General features: G+C 74.3%; 15 protein-coding genes. 10 read left to right on the top strand and 5 right to left on the bottom strand.

Annotated features, from left to right (window positions below):
• Window positions 1–85: 85 nt before the first annotated feature.
• Window positions 86–1,108 (top strand): class II fructose-bisphosphate aldolase, encoded by a 1,023-nt coding sequence (gene fbaA / locus MT994_RS07805; protein WP_021482032.1) that lies wholly within the window; start codon window positions 86–88, stop codon window positions 1,106–1,108.
• Window positions 1,109–1,236: 128 nt separating this feature from the next.
• Here the strand turns inward: fbaA and MT994_RS07800 are convergent, their stop codons facing one another.
• Window positions 1,237–1,581, bottom strand: coding sequence for an STAS domain-containing protein (locus MT994_RS07800; protein ID WP_085951315.1), 345 nt, complete (start codon window positions 1,579–1,581; stop codon window positions 1,237–1,239).
• 220 nt (window positions 1,582–1,801) lie between these two features.
• Here MT994_RS07800 and MT994_RS07795 point away from each other — a divergent pair, with 220 nt between their 5' ends.
• Window positions 1,802–4,021 (top strand): SpoIIE family protein phosphatase, encoded by a 2,220-nt coding sequence (locus MT994_RS07795; RefSeq protein WP_061267141.1) that lies wholly within the window; start codon window positions 1,802–1,804, stop codon window positions 4,019–4,021.
• A gap of 15 nt (window positions 4,022–4,036) precedes the next feature.
• Here the strand turns inward: MT994_RS07795 and MT994_RS07790 are convergent, their stop codons facing one another.
• Window positions 4,037–4,399 carry an STAS domain-containing protein gene (locus MT994_RS07790; RefSeq protein WP_043653881.1) on the bottom strand — a complete coding sequence of 121 codons (363 nt, stop codon included), beginning with the start codon at window positions 4,397–4,399 and terminating at the stop codon, window positions 4,037–4,039.
• 72 nt (window positions 4,400–4,471) lie between these two features.
• Entirely contained in the window at window positions 4,472–4,906 is a 435-nt protein-coding gene (locus tag MT994_RS07785; RefSeq protein ID WP_043653884.1) for a DUF3151 domain-containing protein, read from the bottom strand.
• A gap of 235 nt (window positions 4,907–5,141) precedes the next feature.
• On the opposite strand from MT994_RS07785, the gene MT994_RS07780 reads away from it, so the two are divergent.
• Complete coding sequence (locus MT994_RS07780) at window positions 5,142–6,428, top strand: adenylosuccinate synthase (protein ID WP_021482868.1); 1,287 nt, start codon at window positions 5,142–5,144, stop codon at window positions 6,426–6,428.
• A 73-nt stretch (window positions 6,429–6,501) separates the two neighbouring features.
• Window positions 6,502–7,824 (top strand): phosphoribosylamine--glycine ligase, encoded by a 1,323-nt coding sequence (purD, locus tag MT994_RS07775; protein WP_308820904.1) that lies wholly within the window; start codon window positions 6,502–6,504, stop codon window positions 7,822–7,824.
• Window positions 7,825–7,908: 84 nt separating this feature from the next.
• Here the strand turns inward: purD and MT994_RS07770 are convergent, their stop codons facing one another.
• Window positions 7,909–9,516: a ricin-type beta-trefoil lectin domain protein gene (locus tag MT994_RS07770; protein WP_354805797.1), complete on the bottom strand. Its 1,608-nt coding sequence runs from the start codon at window positions 9,514–9,516 to the stop codon at window positions 7,909–7,911.
• A gap of 294 nt (window positions 9,517–9,810) precedes the next feature.
• Here MT994_RS07770 and MT994_RS07765 point away from each other — a divergent pair, with 294 nt between their 5' ends.
• Window positions 9,811–10,725, top strand: a complete 915-nt coding sequence (locus MT994_RS07765) for a phosphoribosylaminoimidazolesuccinocarboxamide synthase (protein ID WP_240949215.1) — start codon at window positions 9,811–9,813, stop codon at window positions 10,723–10,725.
• Between the two features lie 37 nt (window positions 10,726–10,762).
• On the opposite strand, the gene MT994_RS07760 is transcribed toward MT994_RS07765, so the two are convergent.
• Window positions 10,763–10,942, bottom strand: coding sequence for a hypothetical protein (locus MT994_RS07760; RefSeq protein ID WP_194521875.1), 180 nt, complete (start codon window positions 10,940–10,942; stop codon window positions 10,763–10,765).
• 372 nt (window positions 10,943–11,314) lie between these two features.
• Here MT994_RS07760 and MT994_RS07755 point away from each other — a divergent pair, with 372 nt between their 5' ends.
• The 5 genes from MT994_RS07755 to MT994_RS07735 all read left to right on the top strand — a co-directional run bounded on the left by MT994_RS07755 (window position 11,315) and on the right by MT994_RS07735 (window position 14,641).
• Window positions 11,315–11,686 carry a PadR family transcriptional regulator gene (locus MT994_RS07755; RefSeq protein WP_354805795.1) on the top strand — a complete coding sequence of 124 codons (372 nt, stop codon included), beginning with the start codon at window positions 11,315–11,317 and terminating at the stop codon, window positions 11,684–11,686.
• Entirely contained in the window at window positions 11,683–12,303 is a 621-nt protein-coding gene (locus MT994_RS07750) for a hypothetical protein (RefSeq protein ID WP_354805794.1), read from the top strand. Before MT994_RS07755 ends, MT994_RS07750 begins: the two co-directional genes overlap by 4 nt.
• Before the next feature lie 177 nt (window positions 12,304–12,480).
• Window positions 12,481–12,768, top strand: a complete 288-nt coding sequence (purS, locus tag MT994_RS07745; RefSeq protein ID WP_021483374.1) for a phosphoribosylformylglycinamidine synthase subunit PurS — start codon at window positions 12,481–12,483, stop codon at window positions 12,766–12,768.
• Window positions 12,768–13,487, top strand: coding sequence for a phosphoribosylformylglycinamidine synthase subunit PurQ (gene purQ, locus MT994_RS07740; protein ID WP_034654359.1), 720 nt, complete (start codon window positions 12,768–12,770; stop codon window positions 13,485–13,487). Before purS ends, purQ begins: the two co-directional genes overlap by 1 nt.
• Window positions 13,484–14,641 (top strand): GNAT family N-acetyltransferase, encoded by a 1,158-nt coding sequence (locus MT994_RS07735; RefSeq protein ID WP_354805792.1) that lies wholly within the window; start codon window positions 13,484–13,486, stop codon window positions 14,639–14,641. Before purQ ends, MT994_RS07735 begins: the two co-directional genes overlap by 4 nt.
• Window positions 14,642–14,662 lie beyond the last annotated feature (21 nt).

Genomic DNA, 14,662 nt, shown 5'->3' with positions numbered 1-14,662 from the left:
GGTCGAACGGCCCTGACCTCGCGCTGTCATCCATGCCAGACTTTGACCTGACAGTCCACCCCGCACGACTCCACAGGAGCTCCGCATGCCCATCGCAACCCCCGAGGTCTACGCCGAGATGATCGACCGGGCGAAGGCAGGCTCGTTCGCCTACCCGGCCGTCAACATCACCTCGTCGCAGACCATCACCGCCGCGCTCCAGGGCTTTGCCGAGGCCGAGTCCGACGGCATCATCCAGGTCTCCGTGGGCGGCGCCGAGTACGGCTCGGGTTCGACGGTCAAGGACCGCATCGCCGGTTCGCTCGCGCTCGCGGCGTACGCGCGCGAGGTCGCGAAGAACTACCCGGTGCAGATCGCGATCCACACCGACCACTGCGTCAAGAAGAACCTCGACTCCTGGGTCCGCCCGCTCCTGGCCATCGAGGCCGAGCAGGTGAAGAACGGCGGCCTGCCGACGTTCCAGTCGCACATGTACGACGGCTCGGACGTCCCCCTGGACGAGAACCTCACCATCGCGGCCGAGCTGCTCGAGCTCTCGCAGGCGGCGCGCACGATCCTCGAGATCGAGGTCGGCGTCGTCGGCGGCGAGGAGGACGGCCACGAGGCCGAGATCAACGAGAAGCTCTACACGACGGTCGAGGACGGCCTCGCGACGATCGAGGCGCTCGGCACGGGCGAGAAGGGCCGCTACCTGACGGCCCTCACGTTCGGCAACGTGCACGGCGTGTACAAGCCGGGTGCGGTCAAGCTCCGCCCGGAGATCCTCAAGGAGATCCAGGAGGCCGTCGGCGCGAAGGTCGGCAAGGAGAACCCGTTCGACCTGGTCTTCCACGGCGGCTCCGGCTCCACGGCCGAGGAGATCTCGGCGGCGGTGGACTTCGGCGTCATCAAGATGAACATCGACACCGACACGCAGTACGCGTTCACGCGCCCCGTCGTCGGGCACATGTTCTCGAACTACGACGGCGTCCTGAAGATCGACGGCGAGGTCGGCAACAAGAAGGCCTACGACCCGCGCGCCTGGGGCAAGCTGGCCGAGGCCGGCATGGCCGCGCGCATCATCGAGGCGTCGCAGCAGCTGCGCTCCGCGGGCAACAAGATCCGCTGACGCCGCACGGCCCGGCGTCCGCTCCGGGCCCGCGTCGCACGAAGGCCCCCGGTCCGTGAGGACCGGGGGCCTTCGTCGTGCTGCGGCCGCGGGCGCGCCCGACGACGGGCGTCCGGCGGCCACGGGAATCAGTCGGTGGTGCCCGCGCCGTTGCCGGGAGGCTCGTCGAGGTCGAAGCCGGGGTCCACGTCGACGATGTCGAGCAGCTCGCCGATGCGGGTCACCTCGAGCAGGAACCGGACCGTGGGCGGGGCGCGGAGGACGCGCACGCGGTGCGGGCCGCGCGACGCGAGACGTGCGAGGAACGCCACACCGGACGAGTCCATGAAGGTCACGTGGTGGGCGTCGATCTCGACGGGCAGGCCGGAGTCCTCCGCCGCGGCGGTCGCCTCCTGGAGGTCGGCGCCGAGGTCGGCGTCGATCTCGCCCGAGAGCACGATGCGGGCTCGCGTCGTGCCCACGATGACGTGCACGCTCGCGGGGTCGCCCGCTCCTGCGGGGTCGCCGGCGACGCCGACCGGGCGGTCTGCGGCCGGGGGTGTACCTTCGCGCACCGGCGCTCCTCTCTGGCGTGGTCCGGACCGGTTCCGGTCTCGGGAAGCACCAATCTACGGTTGAATGTCCAGTCGGGACAGTAACGCGACCGTGGCGTCCGTTTCCAGACGATCGACGCTCGGACCGTCGGAGGTGACGATGGGCAGCTCGCCGGGGCTCGGCACCGACCTGCCCGCGCACGTCCAGGAGCTGTGCACACGCGCGATGGACGCCACCGGGGTCGCGATGTTCGTCACGGGCCCGCGGTCGGCGGAGATGCCGATCGTCTGGGTCAACCGCGCGTTCGAGCGGCAGACCGGGTTCACCGCCGCCGAGGTGCTCGGCCGCAGCCCCCAGGTCCTCGAGTCGCTCCTCGCGAACCCCGTCGACGCCCAGCAGCTCCGCGCCGCCGTGGCTGACGAGCGCGAGCTCACCTACACCGTGCGCACCTTCCGGCGCGACGGGGTCGCGGTGTGGACGCAGCTCTCGCTCGCGCCCCTCACCGGCCCGGACGGCACGGTGACCCACTGGGTCGGTGCGCAGGTCGACGTCTCCGAGCACCTCGACCGGTACGCGGCCCAGGTCGCGTCGCTCGCGCTCGAGCGGCGCGAGCGCGCGGTGCTCGACGTCGTCTCCCGCAGCTCCGACCTCCTCGCTGACCTCGACCAGCCGTACGCGTTGCGCGACATCACGGCGCTGCTCGCTGGGTACGTCGTCGACTGGGCGGGCTTCTACCTCAACGACGACGGGCTGCGGTACGCGGAGGGCGTCGACACGGCGGCGCCCCCGAGCGGGCGCGGCCAGCGGCACGGCCGCTACACGCCCGGCGTCCTGCCCCTGGCCCCGGGCGTGCACGCGACCGACGCGCTCGGCGACTCGGCCTCCGTCACCGGCTCGGTGCCGCGCGTCCGCGTGGACGTGCCCGACCGCGTCCAGGACGTGCTCGACGGGCGCATCGAGGGGCCGGTGACGCTCGACCTCTCCGCCACGTACCCGCAGTGGTCCGCCTCGGGCTGGCTCCAGCGCGACCTCCACCACCGGCTCTCCGGGCTGCCCCGGCGGCCGGGGTCCGTGACGGTGTCCGCCGTCCCGGGGCGCCGACGCATCCTCGGCCTGCTCGTCACGGGAGACCTGCCCGACACGCCGCCGCAGGGGTTCGGCACCGACGCGGAGGCCCGCGAGGGCGTGCGCACGCTGCTGCAGGTCATCGCCCGCCGCGCCGGCACCGCGATCGACAACGTGCGCCTGTACGCGCGCGAGCACCGCCTCGCCGAGACGCTCCAGCGCGCGATGCTCCCCGAGCAGGCCGACGTCACGGGCCTCGACGTGTGGACGTACTACGCGCCGAACTCCGAGCACGCCCAGGTGGGCGGCGACTGGTACGACGTCCTGCAGATCGCGCCGGACGTCGTCGGCCTCGTCATCGGCGACGTCGTGGGGCACGACGTCGAGGCCGCGGCCGCGATGGGCCAGCTGCGCTCGGTGGTGCGCTCGTACGCGTACGAGCTCACGACGCCCGGCCCCGTGCTCGAGCGCGTCGACCAGCTCGTCCAGGGCATGCGCATCCCGCGCTCCGCGAGCCTCGTGTACGCGGCGCTCACGCAGCCGGACGCCGCGCAGCCCGAGGACACGTGGCGGATCGAGTACTCGCGCGCCGGCCACCTGCCGCCGCTCCTGCTGCGCGACGGCACCGTGACGCAGCTCGACGACGCCGGGGGAGCGCTCGTCGGCTTCGGCGGCCGCAGCCGCTCGACGGGCGTCGCGACGCTCCTGCCGGGCGACACGCTCGTCTTCTACACCGACGGCCTCATCGAGCGCCGCGACCGCGCCCTGCGGGTCGGGCTCGAGGCGCTCGTCGCGGCGTCCGAGGCGGTCACGGCCGTCGACGCCGCGGGCGTGGGCGAGGAGCTGCTGTCGCGCCTGGCCGACGCCCCCGAGGACGACGTCGCGCTCGTCGTCGTGCGCATCCCCGACCCGCAGCGGGACGCGTCCGCCGTCGTGCTCAGCCCGCGCAGCCGCCGCTGGCTCCTGCCGAGCGAGCCGGCGTCGATCGGGCGTGCGCGGCACGCCGTCGTGCGCACGTGCCAGGCGTGGGGCGTGCGGGAGAGCGCCAACGCGGAGCTCGTCGTCTCGGAGCTCGTCGCGAACGGCGTGCTGCACGGGTGGGGCCACCTCGCGCTGCGCCTGTTCGACACGGGCGACGGCATCCGCGTCGAGGTCGAGGACTCCAACCCGGCGCCCCCCGTCCCCACGGACGGGCACCCGAACCGCATGGGCGGCTTCGGCATGCAGATCGTCGAGCGGCTCGCCGACTGGGGGTGGCGCCCGACGGCGTCGGGCAAGCTCGTGTGGGCAACCCTGCGACCCTCGGGGCGCTAGGACGCCCCGCGGGCGTCAGGCCGGGGGCTCGACCTTGGCGAAGCCGGACGGGGGCGTCGCGGGCTCGCAGCGGTGGTCGTTGTCGATGCGGAACAGCTCGAGCGCGCCGCACACCTCGAGAACGAACAGGTCCCGGTCGTCGCAGCCGCGCAGCACCGTCGCACCGCCGCGCTTGCGACCGGCGTCGGCGAGCGAGATGAGGAACGCCGCGCCGGTGGAGTCCATGAACGTCACGCGGCACATGTCGATGACGAGGAGCTGACGGCGCAGCCCGACGACGCGTGCAGCGATCTCCGGGAACTGGTCGCGCTCGGCGAGATCGAGGTCTCCGGCGATGACGAGGGTCGTCGTCGCGGGGGACGTGGCGATCTCGATCATGCCCACGACTCTAGACGCCGCCCGGGTGCGTCGCGCGCCCACCCGGTGGTCGCCGGGCGGACGCGCGGCCGGTCAGCGCAGCGCGCGCACCTCGTCGGCCGAGGTCCCGGAGTCGCGCAGGAACTGCTCGCAGCGCTCCGCCTCCTCGACCTCGCCGAGGTACGCGGCGCACTCGGCGAGGGCCAGGAGCGCGCGCAGGAAGCCCTGGTTCGGCACGTGGTCGGCCGGGATCGGTCCCTGGCCGCGCCAGCCGGCGCGCCGCAGGGAGTCCAGCCCGCGGTGGTAGCCGGTGCGCGCGAACGCGTAGGCCGTCACCGCGCCGCGCGAGCCGTTCTCGTGGAGGAAGTCCTCGGCGAGGTAGGCCCACGCGAGCGAGCTCGCGGGCGAGCGGCCCGCGATCTCGTACGGGTCGCCGTCGGCCGCGATGGCGTCGCGGACGTGCGCGTAGTCGTCGGGCAGGCGGACGGGTGCGGGGCCGTCGAGGAGGTTCGGGTGGGTGTCGCTCATGAGGCCATTCTGCCCATCCCGGGCGTGACGCGGTCGATAGACGCCTCGAAGGTCAATTTCCGTCATCCGACCGGTAAACTCGGCGCCGGTCCCCGGGTCTCTGCCGCCCGGGTGACGCCTCGGGCCCGCGGGCCCGGCGCCGTCGGGCACGCCGTGCCCGCTCCGCTCCGGACGCCGGTGCGCGCCCACGACCATGACCGGCCCGAGGAACAGGCAGCGCGAAAGTGGGGATTCCATGCCAGGCGTGGTGCTCGTCGGTGCCCAGTGGGGCGATGAGGGCAAGGGCAAGGCGACCGACCTCCTCGGGTCCCGGGTCGACTACGTGGTCAAGTTCAACGGCGGCAACAACGCCGGCCACACGGTCGTCATCGGGGACGAGAAGTACGCGCTCCACCTGCTGCCGTCGGGCATCCTGTCCCCGGGGGTCACGCCGGTCATCGCGAACGGTGTCGTCGTCGACATCGAGGTGCTGTTCCAGGAGCTCGACGACCTGATCTCGCGCGGCGTCGACGTCTCGCGCCTGCTCGTCTCGGGCTCCGCGCACGTCATCGCCGGCTACCACCGCACGATCGACAAGGTGAGCGAGCGGTTCCTCGGCAAGCGTCGCATCGGCACGACGGGCCGCGGCATCGGGCCGGCGTACGCGGACAAGATCAACCGCGTCGGCATCCGCATCTGGGACCTGTTCGACGAGAAGATCCTCGCGGAGAAGATCGAGGGCTCGCTCGACCAGAAGAACCACCTGCTGGTGAAGGTCTACAACCGCCGCGCCATCACGGTGGACGAGACCGTGGCCGAGCTGCTGCAGTACGCCGACCGGCTCAAGCCGATGGTCGCGGACACGGCGCTCGAGCTGAACAAGGCGCTCGACGCGGGCAAGAACGTCCTCTTCGAGGGCGGGCAGGCCACGATGCTCGACGTCGACCACGGGACGTACCCGTTCGTCACGTCGTCCAACGCGACCGCGGGCGGCGCGCTCACGGGCTCGGGCGTCGGGCCGACGCGCATCAGCTCCGTGATCGGCGTCATCAAGGCGTACACGACGCGCGTGGGCGAGGGCCCGTTCCCGACCGAGCTGTTCGACGCGAACGGCGAGTACCTGCTCAAGCAGGGCGGCGAGTACGGCGTCACGACGGGTCGCGCGCGCCGCTGCGGCTGGTACGACTCGGTCATCGCTCGCTACGCGACCCGCGTCAACGGCATCACCGACATGGTGCTCACCAAGCTCGACATCCTCACCGGCTTCGAGAAGGTGCCGGTCTGCGTCGCGTACGACGTCGACGGCGTCCGGTACGACGAGATGCCGCTCGACCAGACGGCGTTCCACCACGCGAAGCCGATCTACGAGGAGCTCGACGGCTGGTGGGAGGACATCTCCGGCGCCCGCACGTTCGACGACCTGCCGGTCAACGCGCAGCGCTACGTGCACGCGCTGGAGGAGATGTCGGGCACGCGGATCTCCGCGATCGGCGTCGGCCCGAGCCGCGACGCGATCATCCCGCGCCACGACCTCATCCACTGAGCCGACGACGCCAGCCGACCACGGCCCGGACGCCCCGCGGGGCGTCCGGGCCGTCTCGGTAGACTCGGCGCCCGTGAAGATCCTCGTCGTCGGGACCGGTGCCCGCGAGCACGCCATCGTCCACGCCCTCGCGCACGAGGCCGACCGCCCGGGCGCGGAGCGCCACGAGCTGCACGCCGCCCCGGGGAACCCGGGCATCGGGGACCTCGCGACGCTGCACGCGGTGGACCAGAACGACGGCGCCGCGGTGGCCGCGCTCGCGACGGACCTGGGCGTCGAACTCGTCGTCGTCGGCCCGGAGGCGCCGCTCGTCGCCGGCGTCGGGGACGCGGTGCGCGAGGCCGGCGTCCCCGTGTTCGGGCCGAGCGCCGAGGCCGCGCGGCTCGAGGGGTCCAAGGCGTTCGCGAAGGACGTCATGGCCGCCGCGTCGGTCCCCACGGCGCTCGCGCACGTGTGCACCGACGTCGACGAGGTCGCGGCCGCCGTCGACGCGTTCGGCGCGCCCTACGTCATCAAGGACGACGGCCTGGCCGCGGGCAAGGGCGTCGTCGTCACGGAGGACCGCCAGGCCGCGCTCGAGCACGCCGCCGCGTGCTTCGCGACGCCCCGCCGCGCGGCGGACGGCACGCCCGAGGACCCGTGCGTCGTCGTCGAGGAGTACCTCGACGGTCCCGAGGTCTCCCTCTTCTGCGTGAGCGACGGCGCGACGGTCGTGCCGCTCGCGCCCGCTCAGGACTTCAAGCGCGCGTTCGACGCCGACGCGGGCCCGAACACGGGCGGCATGGGCGCGTACAGCCCGCTGCCGTGGGCGCCCGAGGGCCTGGTCGAGGAGGTCGTCACGCGCGTCGCGCAGCCGACGATCGACGAGATGGCGCGCCGCGGCACCCCGTTCGTCGGCGTGCTCTACGTGGGCCTCGCGCTGACGAGCCGCGGCACGCGCGTCGTCGAGTTCAACGCGCGCTTCGGCGACCCCGAGACGCAGTCCGTGCTCACGCGCCTCGCGACGCCGCTGTCCGCGGTCATGCTCGCGGCGGCCCAGGGGCGGCTCGCCGAGGTCGGCCCGCTGCGCTGGCACGACGACGCGTCCGTCACCGTCGTCGTCGCGGCGCACGGCTACCCGGGCGCCGTCCGTGGCGGCGACCCGATCACGGGGATCGACGCGGCAGAGGGCGTCGAGGGCGTGCACGTGCTGCACGCGGGCACGTCGCGCGCGGACGACGGCGGCCTGGTCGCCTCGGGCGGCCGCGTGCTGTCGGTCGTGGCGCGCGGCGCGGACCTCGCCGAGGCGCGGCGCCGGGCGTACGCGGCGGTCGACCGCATCGTGCTCCCGGGCTCGCACCACCGCACCGACATCGCGGCGAGGGCCGCCGCGGGCGAGGTCACGCTCGCGGGCTGAGACCCCGCCGTCGAGCACGGCACGGCGGTCGTTCTCCGCGGGGAGCGACCGCCGTGCCGTGCGCAGCACCTCAGGGGCGAGGCGTCAGGCGCGGCGCCACTTCTGGGCCGCGGTGCCGTTGCACGTCCAGATCTGGAGCTTGGTGCCGTCGGCGCTGTTGCTGCTCGGCACGTCGACGCACTTGTTCGCCAGCACCGACACGAGGTCGCCCGCGCCGCTGAGCACGAACTTCTGGGCCGCGTTGCCGCTGCAGTTCGCGAGCTGGAGCGCCGTGCCGTCGGCCGTGGCCGCCCACGCGACGTCCATGCACTTGCCGCCCGCGCGGACGGTGCCGTCGGCCTCGAACGTCCAGCGCTGCGCGCTCGACCCGTTGCACGTCCACAGCTGCAGGCGCTTGCCGTCGCTGAAGTCGGACCCGGGGACGTCGATGCACTTGCCCGCGAGCCCGACGAGCGCGCTGCCCGACCCGCCGCCCGTGGTCACGAGCGACAGGCCGTAGGCCGACAGGATCGGGTTGACGGGCTGGTAGATGAACTTGCCGCCGTTCGAGCAGTCGTTGATGCGGCCCGACGTGACGCCCTGCGCCTGGTTGCCGGAGATCACCGAGCCGCCCGAGTCGCCGCCCTCCGCGCACGCGCTGCCGCGCACGAGGCCGGGAACGTCGCCGTTGCCGTAGTTGACGGTGATGTTCTTCTGCTCGATGACGCCGCAGCGCCAGCCGGTCGTGGCGCCCGAGCGGCACACCGACGCACCCACGGGCGCCTCGGCCGAGCCGGCGACGTCGACGGTGCCGCCCGCGTAGTTGTTCACCCGGGGGGCGGGGGAGAACCCGGCGTCGACGCGCACCCACGCGTAGTCGTGGCCGGGGAACGACGCCGCCTGGACCGTCCCCATCCGCGCCCAGCTCGCGGTGAGCACCTCCTTGCCCGCCGCGCCGCAGTGCCCCGCCGTGACGAAGCCGCCCTGGACGGCGAAGCCGATCGAGCAGGCCGACCCCGACGACGCGCCCGGGTCCCGGGTGATGTAGCGGTCGCCGCCGCGCACGTCGGCCGTGAGCTCGTACGGCGCCGCGAGGGCCTCGGTGCGCACCGCGGCGGGGTCGACGCCGGACGCGGCGACGAACGCCTGCGCTGCCGCGGGGTCGAGCGACTCGACGACCACCTCGTTCGTGGTGACGTCGACGTACCAGGCCTGGACGGCGTCGGGGGTGGTGGTCGCGTCGAGCCGGGCCGCGACGTCGTCGAGCTCGGCCAGGCCGTGCTCCACGACGACGGCCGTCGCACCGGCCGCCTCGACGTCGGCGACCGCCGCCGGGTCGGTCACGGCGACGACGGGGGCGCCCGCCTCGGCGTCGACCCACGTGCCGGCGTACGCCGTCCCGAGACCGTCGCTCAGTGCGCGCTCGACGGTGGCCGTCGCGGCGTCGAGCGCGAGCCGGTCGGCGACGCCCGCAGCATCGAGCCCCAGGTCGCGCTCGAGAGCGCGGAGCTGCCCTTCCGACAGGTCGTCGGGGGCGGGGGCGGCGGGGCTCGCGGTCGTCGGTGACGGGCTCGGGCTCGGTGCGGACAGGGGCGCGCCCGCGGGACCGAGAGCGTCCGCGTGCGCGGTCGTCGCGAGGCCCACGCTCGCGACGACCACCCCCACCCCGGCCGCTAGCGCTGTCAGGCGATGGTGCATCGTGCGGTGGTGCATCGTTGCCTCCTCCGTGCGGATGGGGCCCGCCGCCGTCGGCAGGCCCGGACAGCAGCGCACGCGCCCCCGCAGGAGTCGCTCCGGTGCGGCCCCCTGACGGCGGGAGAGCGCTCCCACGGCCGTCCTGGGAGGCACAGTAGCGACTTTTCGTCCCTACGTCGCGCGCTCCTGGACCGGTGGGCGAACCTCGCCGGGGCCGGTGCGAGACTAGGGGCCGTGACGCACCCACCCCTGGACCCCGGCTCGGCTCTCTCGCTCGGAGAGGCCGACGCCTTCGACACGGCCGCGCTCGACCTGCCCGGCTGGACGCACGCGTACTCCGGCAAGGTGCGCGACCTGTACACGCCGGACCTGCCGGCCGTCGGGGGCGTGCACCCCCTGGGCGACGTCGTCCTCGTCGTCGCGAGCGACCGGGTGAGCGCCTACGACCACGTGCTGTCGCCCGGTATCCCGGACAAGGGCGTCGTGCTCACGCAGCTCAGCCTGTGGTGGTTCGAGCAGCTCGCCGACCTCGTGCCGAACCACGTCGTCTCGACCGCCGTCTCGGCGGTGCCGGGTGACGGCCTCGTGCCGGACGTCGTTGCCGGCCGCGCGATGATCTGCCGCCGCCTCGACATGTTCCCGGTCGAGTGCGTGGCCCGCGGGTACCTGACGGGCTCCGGCCTCGTGGAGTACCGCGCGGGCGGCGAGGTGTGCGGCGTGCCGCTGCCCGACGGCCTCGTCGACGGGTCGCGCCTGCCCGAGCCGATCTTCACGCCGGCGACGAAGGCGGCTGTGGGCGAGCACGACGAGAACGTCTCCTTCGACGTCGTGGCCGAGCAGATCGGCCTCGACGACGCCACCCGCCTGCGCGACCTCACGCTCGCCGTGTACGCGCGCGCCGAGGAGATCGCGCGCGATCGCGGCGTGATCCTCGCGGACACCAAGCTCGAGTTCGGTGTGGACCCGGCGACGGGGGAGACGGTGCTCGGCGACGAGGTGCTCACGCCCGACTCGTCGCGCTTCTGGCCCGCGGACCAGTGGGAGCCGGGTCGCGCGCAGCCGAGCTTCGACAAGCAGTTCGTGCGCGACTGGCTCACGTCGCCCGCGTCGGGCTGGGACCGCGCCGCGGACACCCCGCCGCCGTCGATCCCGGCCGACGTCGTCGCGCGTACCCGCGCGCGCTACCTCGAGGCGTACGAGCGGCTCACCGGGTCGACGCTCGCCTGACGCCTGACGCTTCTCTCCTGACGCCTCTCCTCACGCCTCACGCCGTCCGCAGGGTGCCGGGTCGGAGGTAGGTGTGCCCGCTCGGCGCGGTCCACCGGACCGACCCGTCGGCGAGCAGCGCCGGGCGCCAGCCGTCGCGTGCGCGGACGACCCGGTGGTGGCGGCACAGGGCGACGAGGTTGTCGGCCCCGTGCGCGGGCTCCGCGTCGTCGTCCATACCGGTGCCTGTGCCTGTGCCTGTGCCTGTGACCGGCCGCGGGGCGACGACGTGGTCGAGGTCGCAGCGGAACGCCGGTACGCGGCAGCCCGGGAAGACGCACGTCCCGTCGCGCGCGAGGACGCGGGCCACGGTGGCCGGCGCGGGTCGTGAACGGCCGCGGTCGATCGTCGGGACGGGTGCTGCTGGTGCCTCCATGGTGAGCCTCCGTGCGTCGTCGGCGAGGTGTCGTGCGAGGGCGGGGAAGGGGCAGGACCCCGCCCTCGCACCGTGCTCGAGCGTGCGTCTCGAACACGTGTTCGAGCCTAGCCGCACCCTCCGACATGCGCCGAGCGCTTGCGCACATAGGTCGCCGGGCGATATATATCGACCATGGTCACCTCGGCCCCGTTCCGCATGACGGAGCAGGCGTACCTCGTGCTCCTCGCGCTCAGCGGGGAGCCGCTCCACGGCTACGCCGTCATCCGGTCGGTGCGCGACCTCTCCGACGGCCGCACCCGCCTCGGCGCGGGCACCCTCTACGGGAACCTCGACCGTCTCGTCGCGGCCGGTCTCGTCGAGCCGACGGGCGAGGAGGTCGTCGACGGCCGGATGCGTCGCTACTACCGCGCGACCGACGACGGGCGCCGCGCCGCCCGCGCCGAGACCCTCCGCCTCGCCGAGCTCGCGGAGCGCGCGCGCCGATCGCTCACCCGCGGTGCCGGTCGGGGTGCCGCCGACGGTCTCGCCGGGAGCGGCGCGTGACCGGGCGACGGGCCGCCGCCGACGGCGCGCAGCCCGGCCGCCCTGCCCGCGGGGCGCGCGGCACAGACCGGTACGAGCGGTCCGCGCGGTTCTGGCTGCGCGCCTACCCCCGGCGCTGGCGCGACCTGCACGGGGACGAGGCGCTCGCCGTCCTGCTCGACCTGGCGCCCGAGCCGGACGACGGCGCCGCTCCCCGCGGCATCGGCGCCCGGGAGGCGTGGGGGCTCGTGCGCGCAGGGTGGGCGCTGCGATGGCGCGAGCACCCGCCGCTCGGGCGCTGGCTGCTCTACCGGTCGCTCGACCTGCGGCTCCCCGCGCGGTACTGGTGGTGGGTCGCCGACGACATCCACGGGGCGCTCTACCCCTGGCGCGCCACCCTGGGCAGCCTGGGGACCGCGCTGGCGGTGTTCTACGGGTGGCCCGTCCTGGGCCACGTCCTCTTCTCGAACGACGTCACCCGGCCGGACCTCTGGCTCGGCGCCGTCTGGTGCGCGGCCGCGTTCGTGAGCGGGTTCCTGTTCCGCCGCTCCCACGTCGACCGGGCCTGGCGCAAGCACGTGCTCGACGGCAACATCCCCGTGGGCACCCCGGACCGGCGCCGCACCGCGGGCGGCTGAGCGCGCCCGCTCACCGTGCGGACGCCCGACCGGGCGGGTGCGCGCGACCGCTAGACTGGGCGCGGAATCCCGCCGTCGGCTCCCGCTCGTCCCGTCCCCCCGGGCGTCCTCGACGCCCGTGACGTGGCCGGGATCCCGGAGCCCCGGCCCTCCCAACACTCTCGCCAAGGAGCCCCCGTGGGACGCGTCGTCGTCGAGGTCATGCCCAAGCCCGAGATCCTGGACCCGCAGGGCAAGGCCGTCGTCGGGGCGCTGCCGCGCCTCGGCTTCACCCAGTTCACCTCCGTCCGCCAGGGCAAGCGGTTCGAGCTCGAGGTCGAGGGCCCGGTGACGCCGGAGGTCCTCGCCGCCGCCGAGGAGGCCGCGGTGAAGCTCCTGTCGAACCCCGTCATCGAGGACGTCGTGCGCGTCGCCGACATCGAGACGGACGCCGCCGCGACGATCACGTCGCAGGGTCTCGCCTGATGACCGCCTCGGCTCTCGCGACGGCCACGGTCGGCGTCGTCACCTTCCCCGGCACGCTCGACGACCGCGACGCCGCGCGCGCGGTGCGTCTCGCGGGCGGCGAGGCAGTGTCGCTCTGGCACGCCGACGCCGACCTCCACGGCGTGGACGCGGTCGTCCTGCCCGGCGGCTTCTCCTACGGCGACTACCTGCGCGCGGGCGCGATCAGCCGCTTCGCGCCGGTCATGGAGTCGATCGTGGACGCCGCGAAGGGCGGCATGCCCGTGCTCGGCATCTGCAACGGCTTCCAGATCCTCACCGAGGCCCACCTGCTCCCGGGGTCGATGGTCAAGAACGACCACCTGCACTTCGTGTGCCGCGAGCAGGTCCTCGTGGTCGAGAACGCCGACACCGCCTGGACGCGCGACTACACGGCCGGCCAGCGCATCACGATCCCGCTGAAGAACCAGGACGGGCAGTTCGTCGCCGACGAGCGGACGCTCGACGAGCTCGAGGCCGAGGGGCGCGTCGTCTTCCGCTACGACGGGTGGAACCCGAACGGGTCGCGCCGCGGCATCGCGGGCATCTCGAACGCGGCAGGCAACGTCGTCGGCCTCATGCCCCACCCGGAGCACGCCGTCGAGCCCGGCTTCGGCCCGGCGGCCGAGGCCGGCCCGCGCGCCGGCACCGACGGTCTCGGGTTCTTCACGTCCGTCCTGGGCGCGCTCGTCCGCGCGTGACGCTCCCGCGCGTCCTGCCCGACGCCGTCGGGCGCCCCGGGACCGGGGTCGTCACCGTGGCGACGGTCCCGGCGGACGACGCCGCGGCCGAGCGGCTGCGGTCGCGGCAGCAGGCGGAGCTCGCGGTGCGCTACGGCGAGCCCGACGCCGGCACGTTCGCCCCCGAGGCGGCGCTCGCGAACGTCGTGGTCCGGGAGGACGGCGAGGCCGTCGCGTTCGTCGCGCTGCGCGACGTCTCCGGCACGCCGGACGGACGTGGCGGTACGCACCCCGCGCGGACCGGCGAGGTGAAGCGCCTGCACGTCGAGCCGGCCCACCGGGGCCGCGGGCACGCCCGCACCGCGATGCGCGCGCTGCACGAGCGCGCGGTCGCCGCGGGCCTCGACCGGCTCGTGCTCGAGACGGGCACGCTCCAGCCGGAGTCCATCGACCTCTACCTCGCGCTCGGGTACGTGCCGATCGAGTCGTACGGCCACTACGCCGGGCAGCCGCTCTCGCGCTGCTTCGCGCTCGACCTGCGCGTGTCGCCCGCCGCTGCGTCGGATGCCGCCGGAGCGCGGACCGCCGCGCCGGATGCCACCGGACCACGGGGCGCTGCGCTGGACGGCACGAGGTCGGGGTCCGGCGCCGCGGCGGGCGGCCTGGTCGTCGGGGGTGCGGCGGTCGAGCTCCGAGCCGTCCCGTGGGACGACCCCGACGCGGCAGCGCTGCGCCGCGAGATGCACGAGACGTCGTCGGCCGTCCTGTACCCCGAGCTCTTCAGCGGCCTCGACTCCGCCGGGGGCTTCGAGGCCGTGGACGCGCGCCTGGGAGCGGACGTCGTGGTCACCCTCGTCGCGTACCGGGACGGCGAGGCGCTCGGGTGCGCGTCGCTGCGACGGCCCGAGCCCGGCGCGCCGCAGGACGCGCTCGAGGTGAAGAAGGTGTTCGTGCGCGAGAGCGCGCGCCGCACGGGGACCGCGCGCCGGCTCCTCGACGGGCTGGAGACGGCGGCGCGTGAGCGCGGGGTCTCCACGCTCCTGCTCGAGACGGGCATCCGCCAGCCCGGCGCCATCGCGCTCTACCGCTCGCTCGGCTTCCGTGCCGTCGCGCACTTCCCGCCCTACGACGGCGACAACCACGTCGCGCTGTGCTTCGCCAAGCCGCTGACCTGAGGCGATACCCGCCGTGCCGCA

Source organism: Cellulosimicrobium sp. MI9406 (assembly GCF_040595865.1).
GTDB classification, from domain to species: Bacteria; Actinomycetota; Actinomycetes; order Actinomycetales; family Cellulomonadaceae; genus Cellulosimicrobium; species Cellulosimicrobium funkei.
This window is presented reverse-complemented; position numbering and strand designations above follow the sequence as displayed.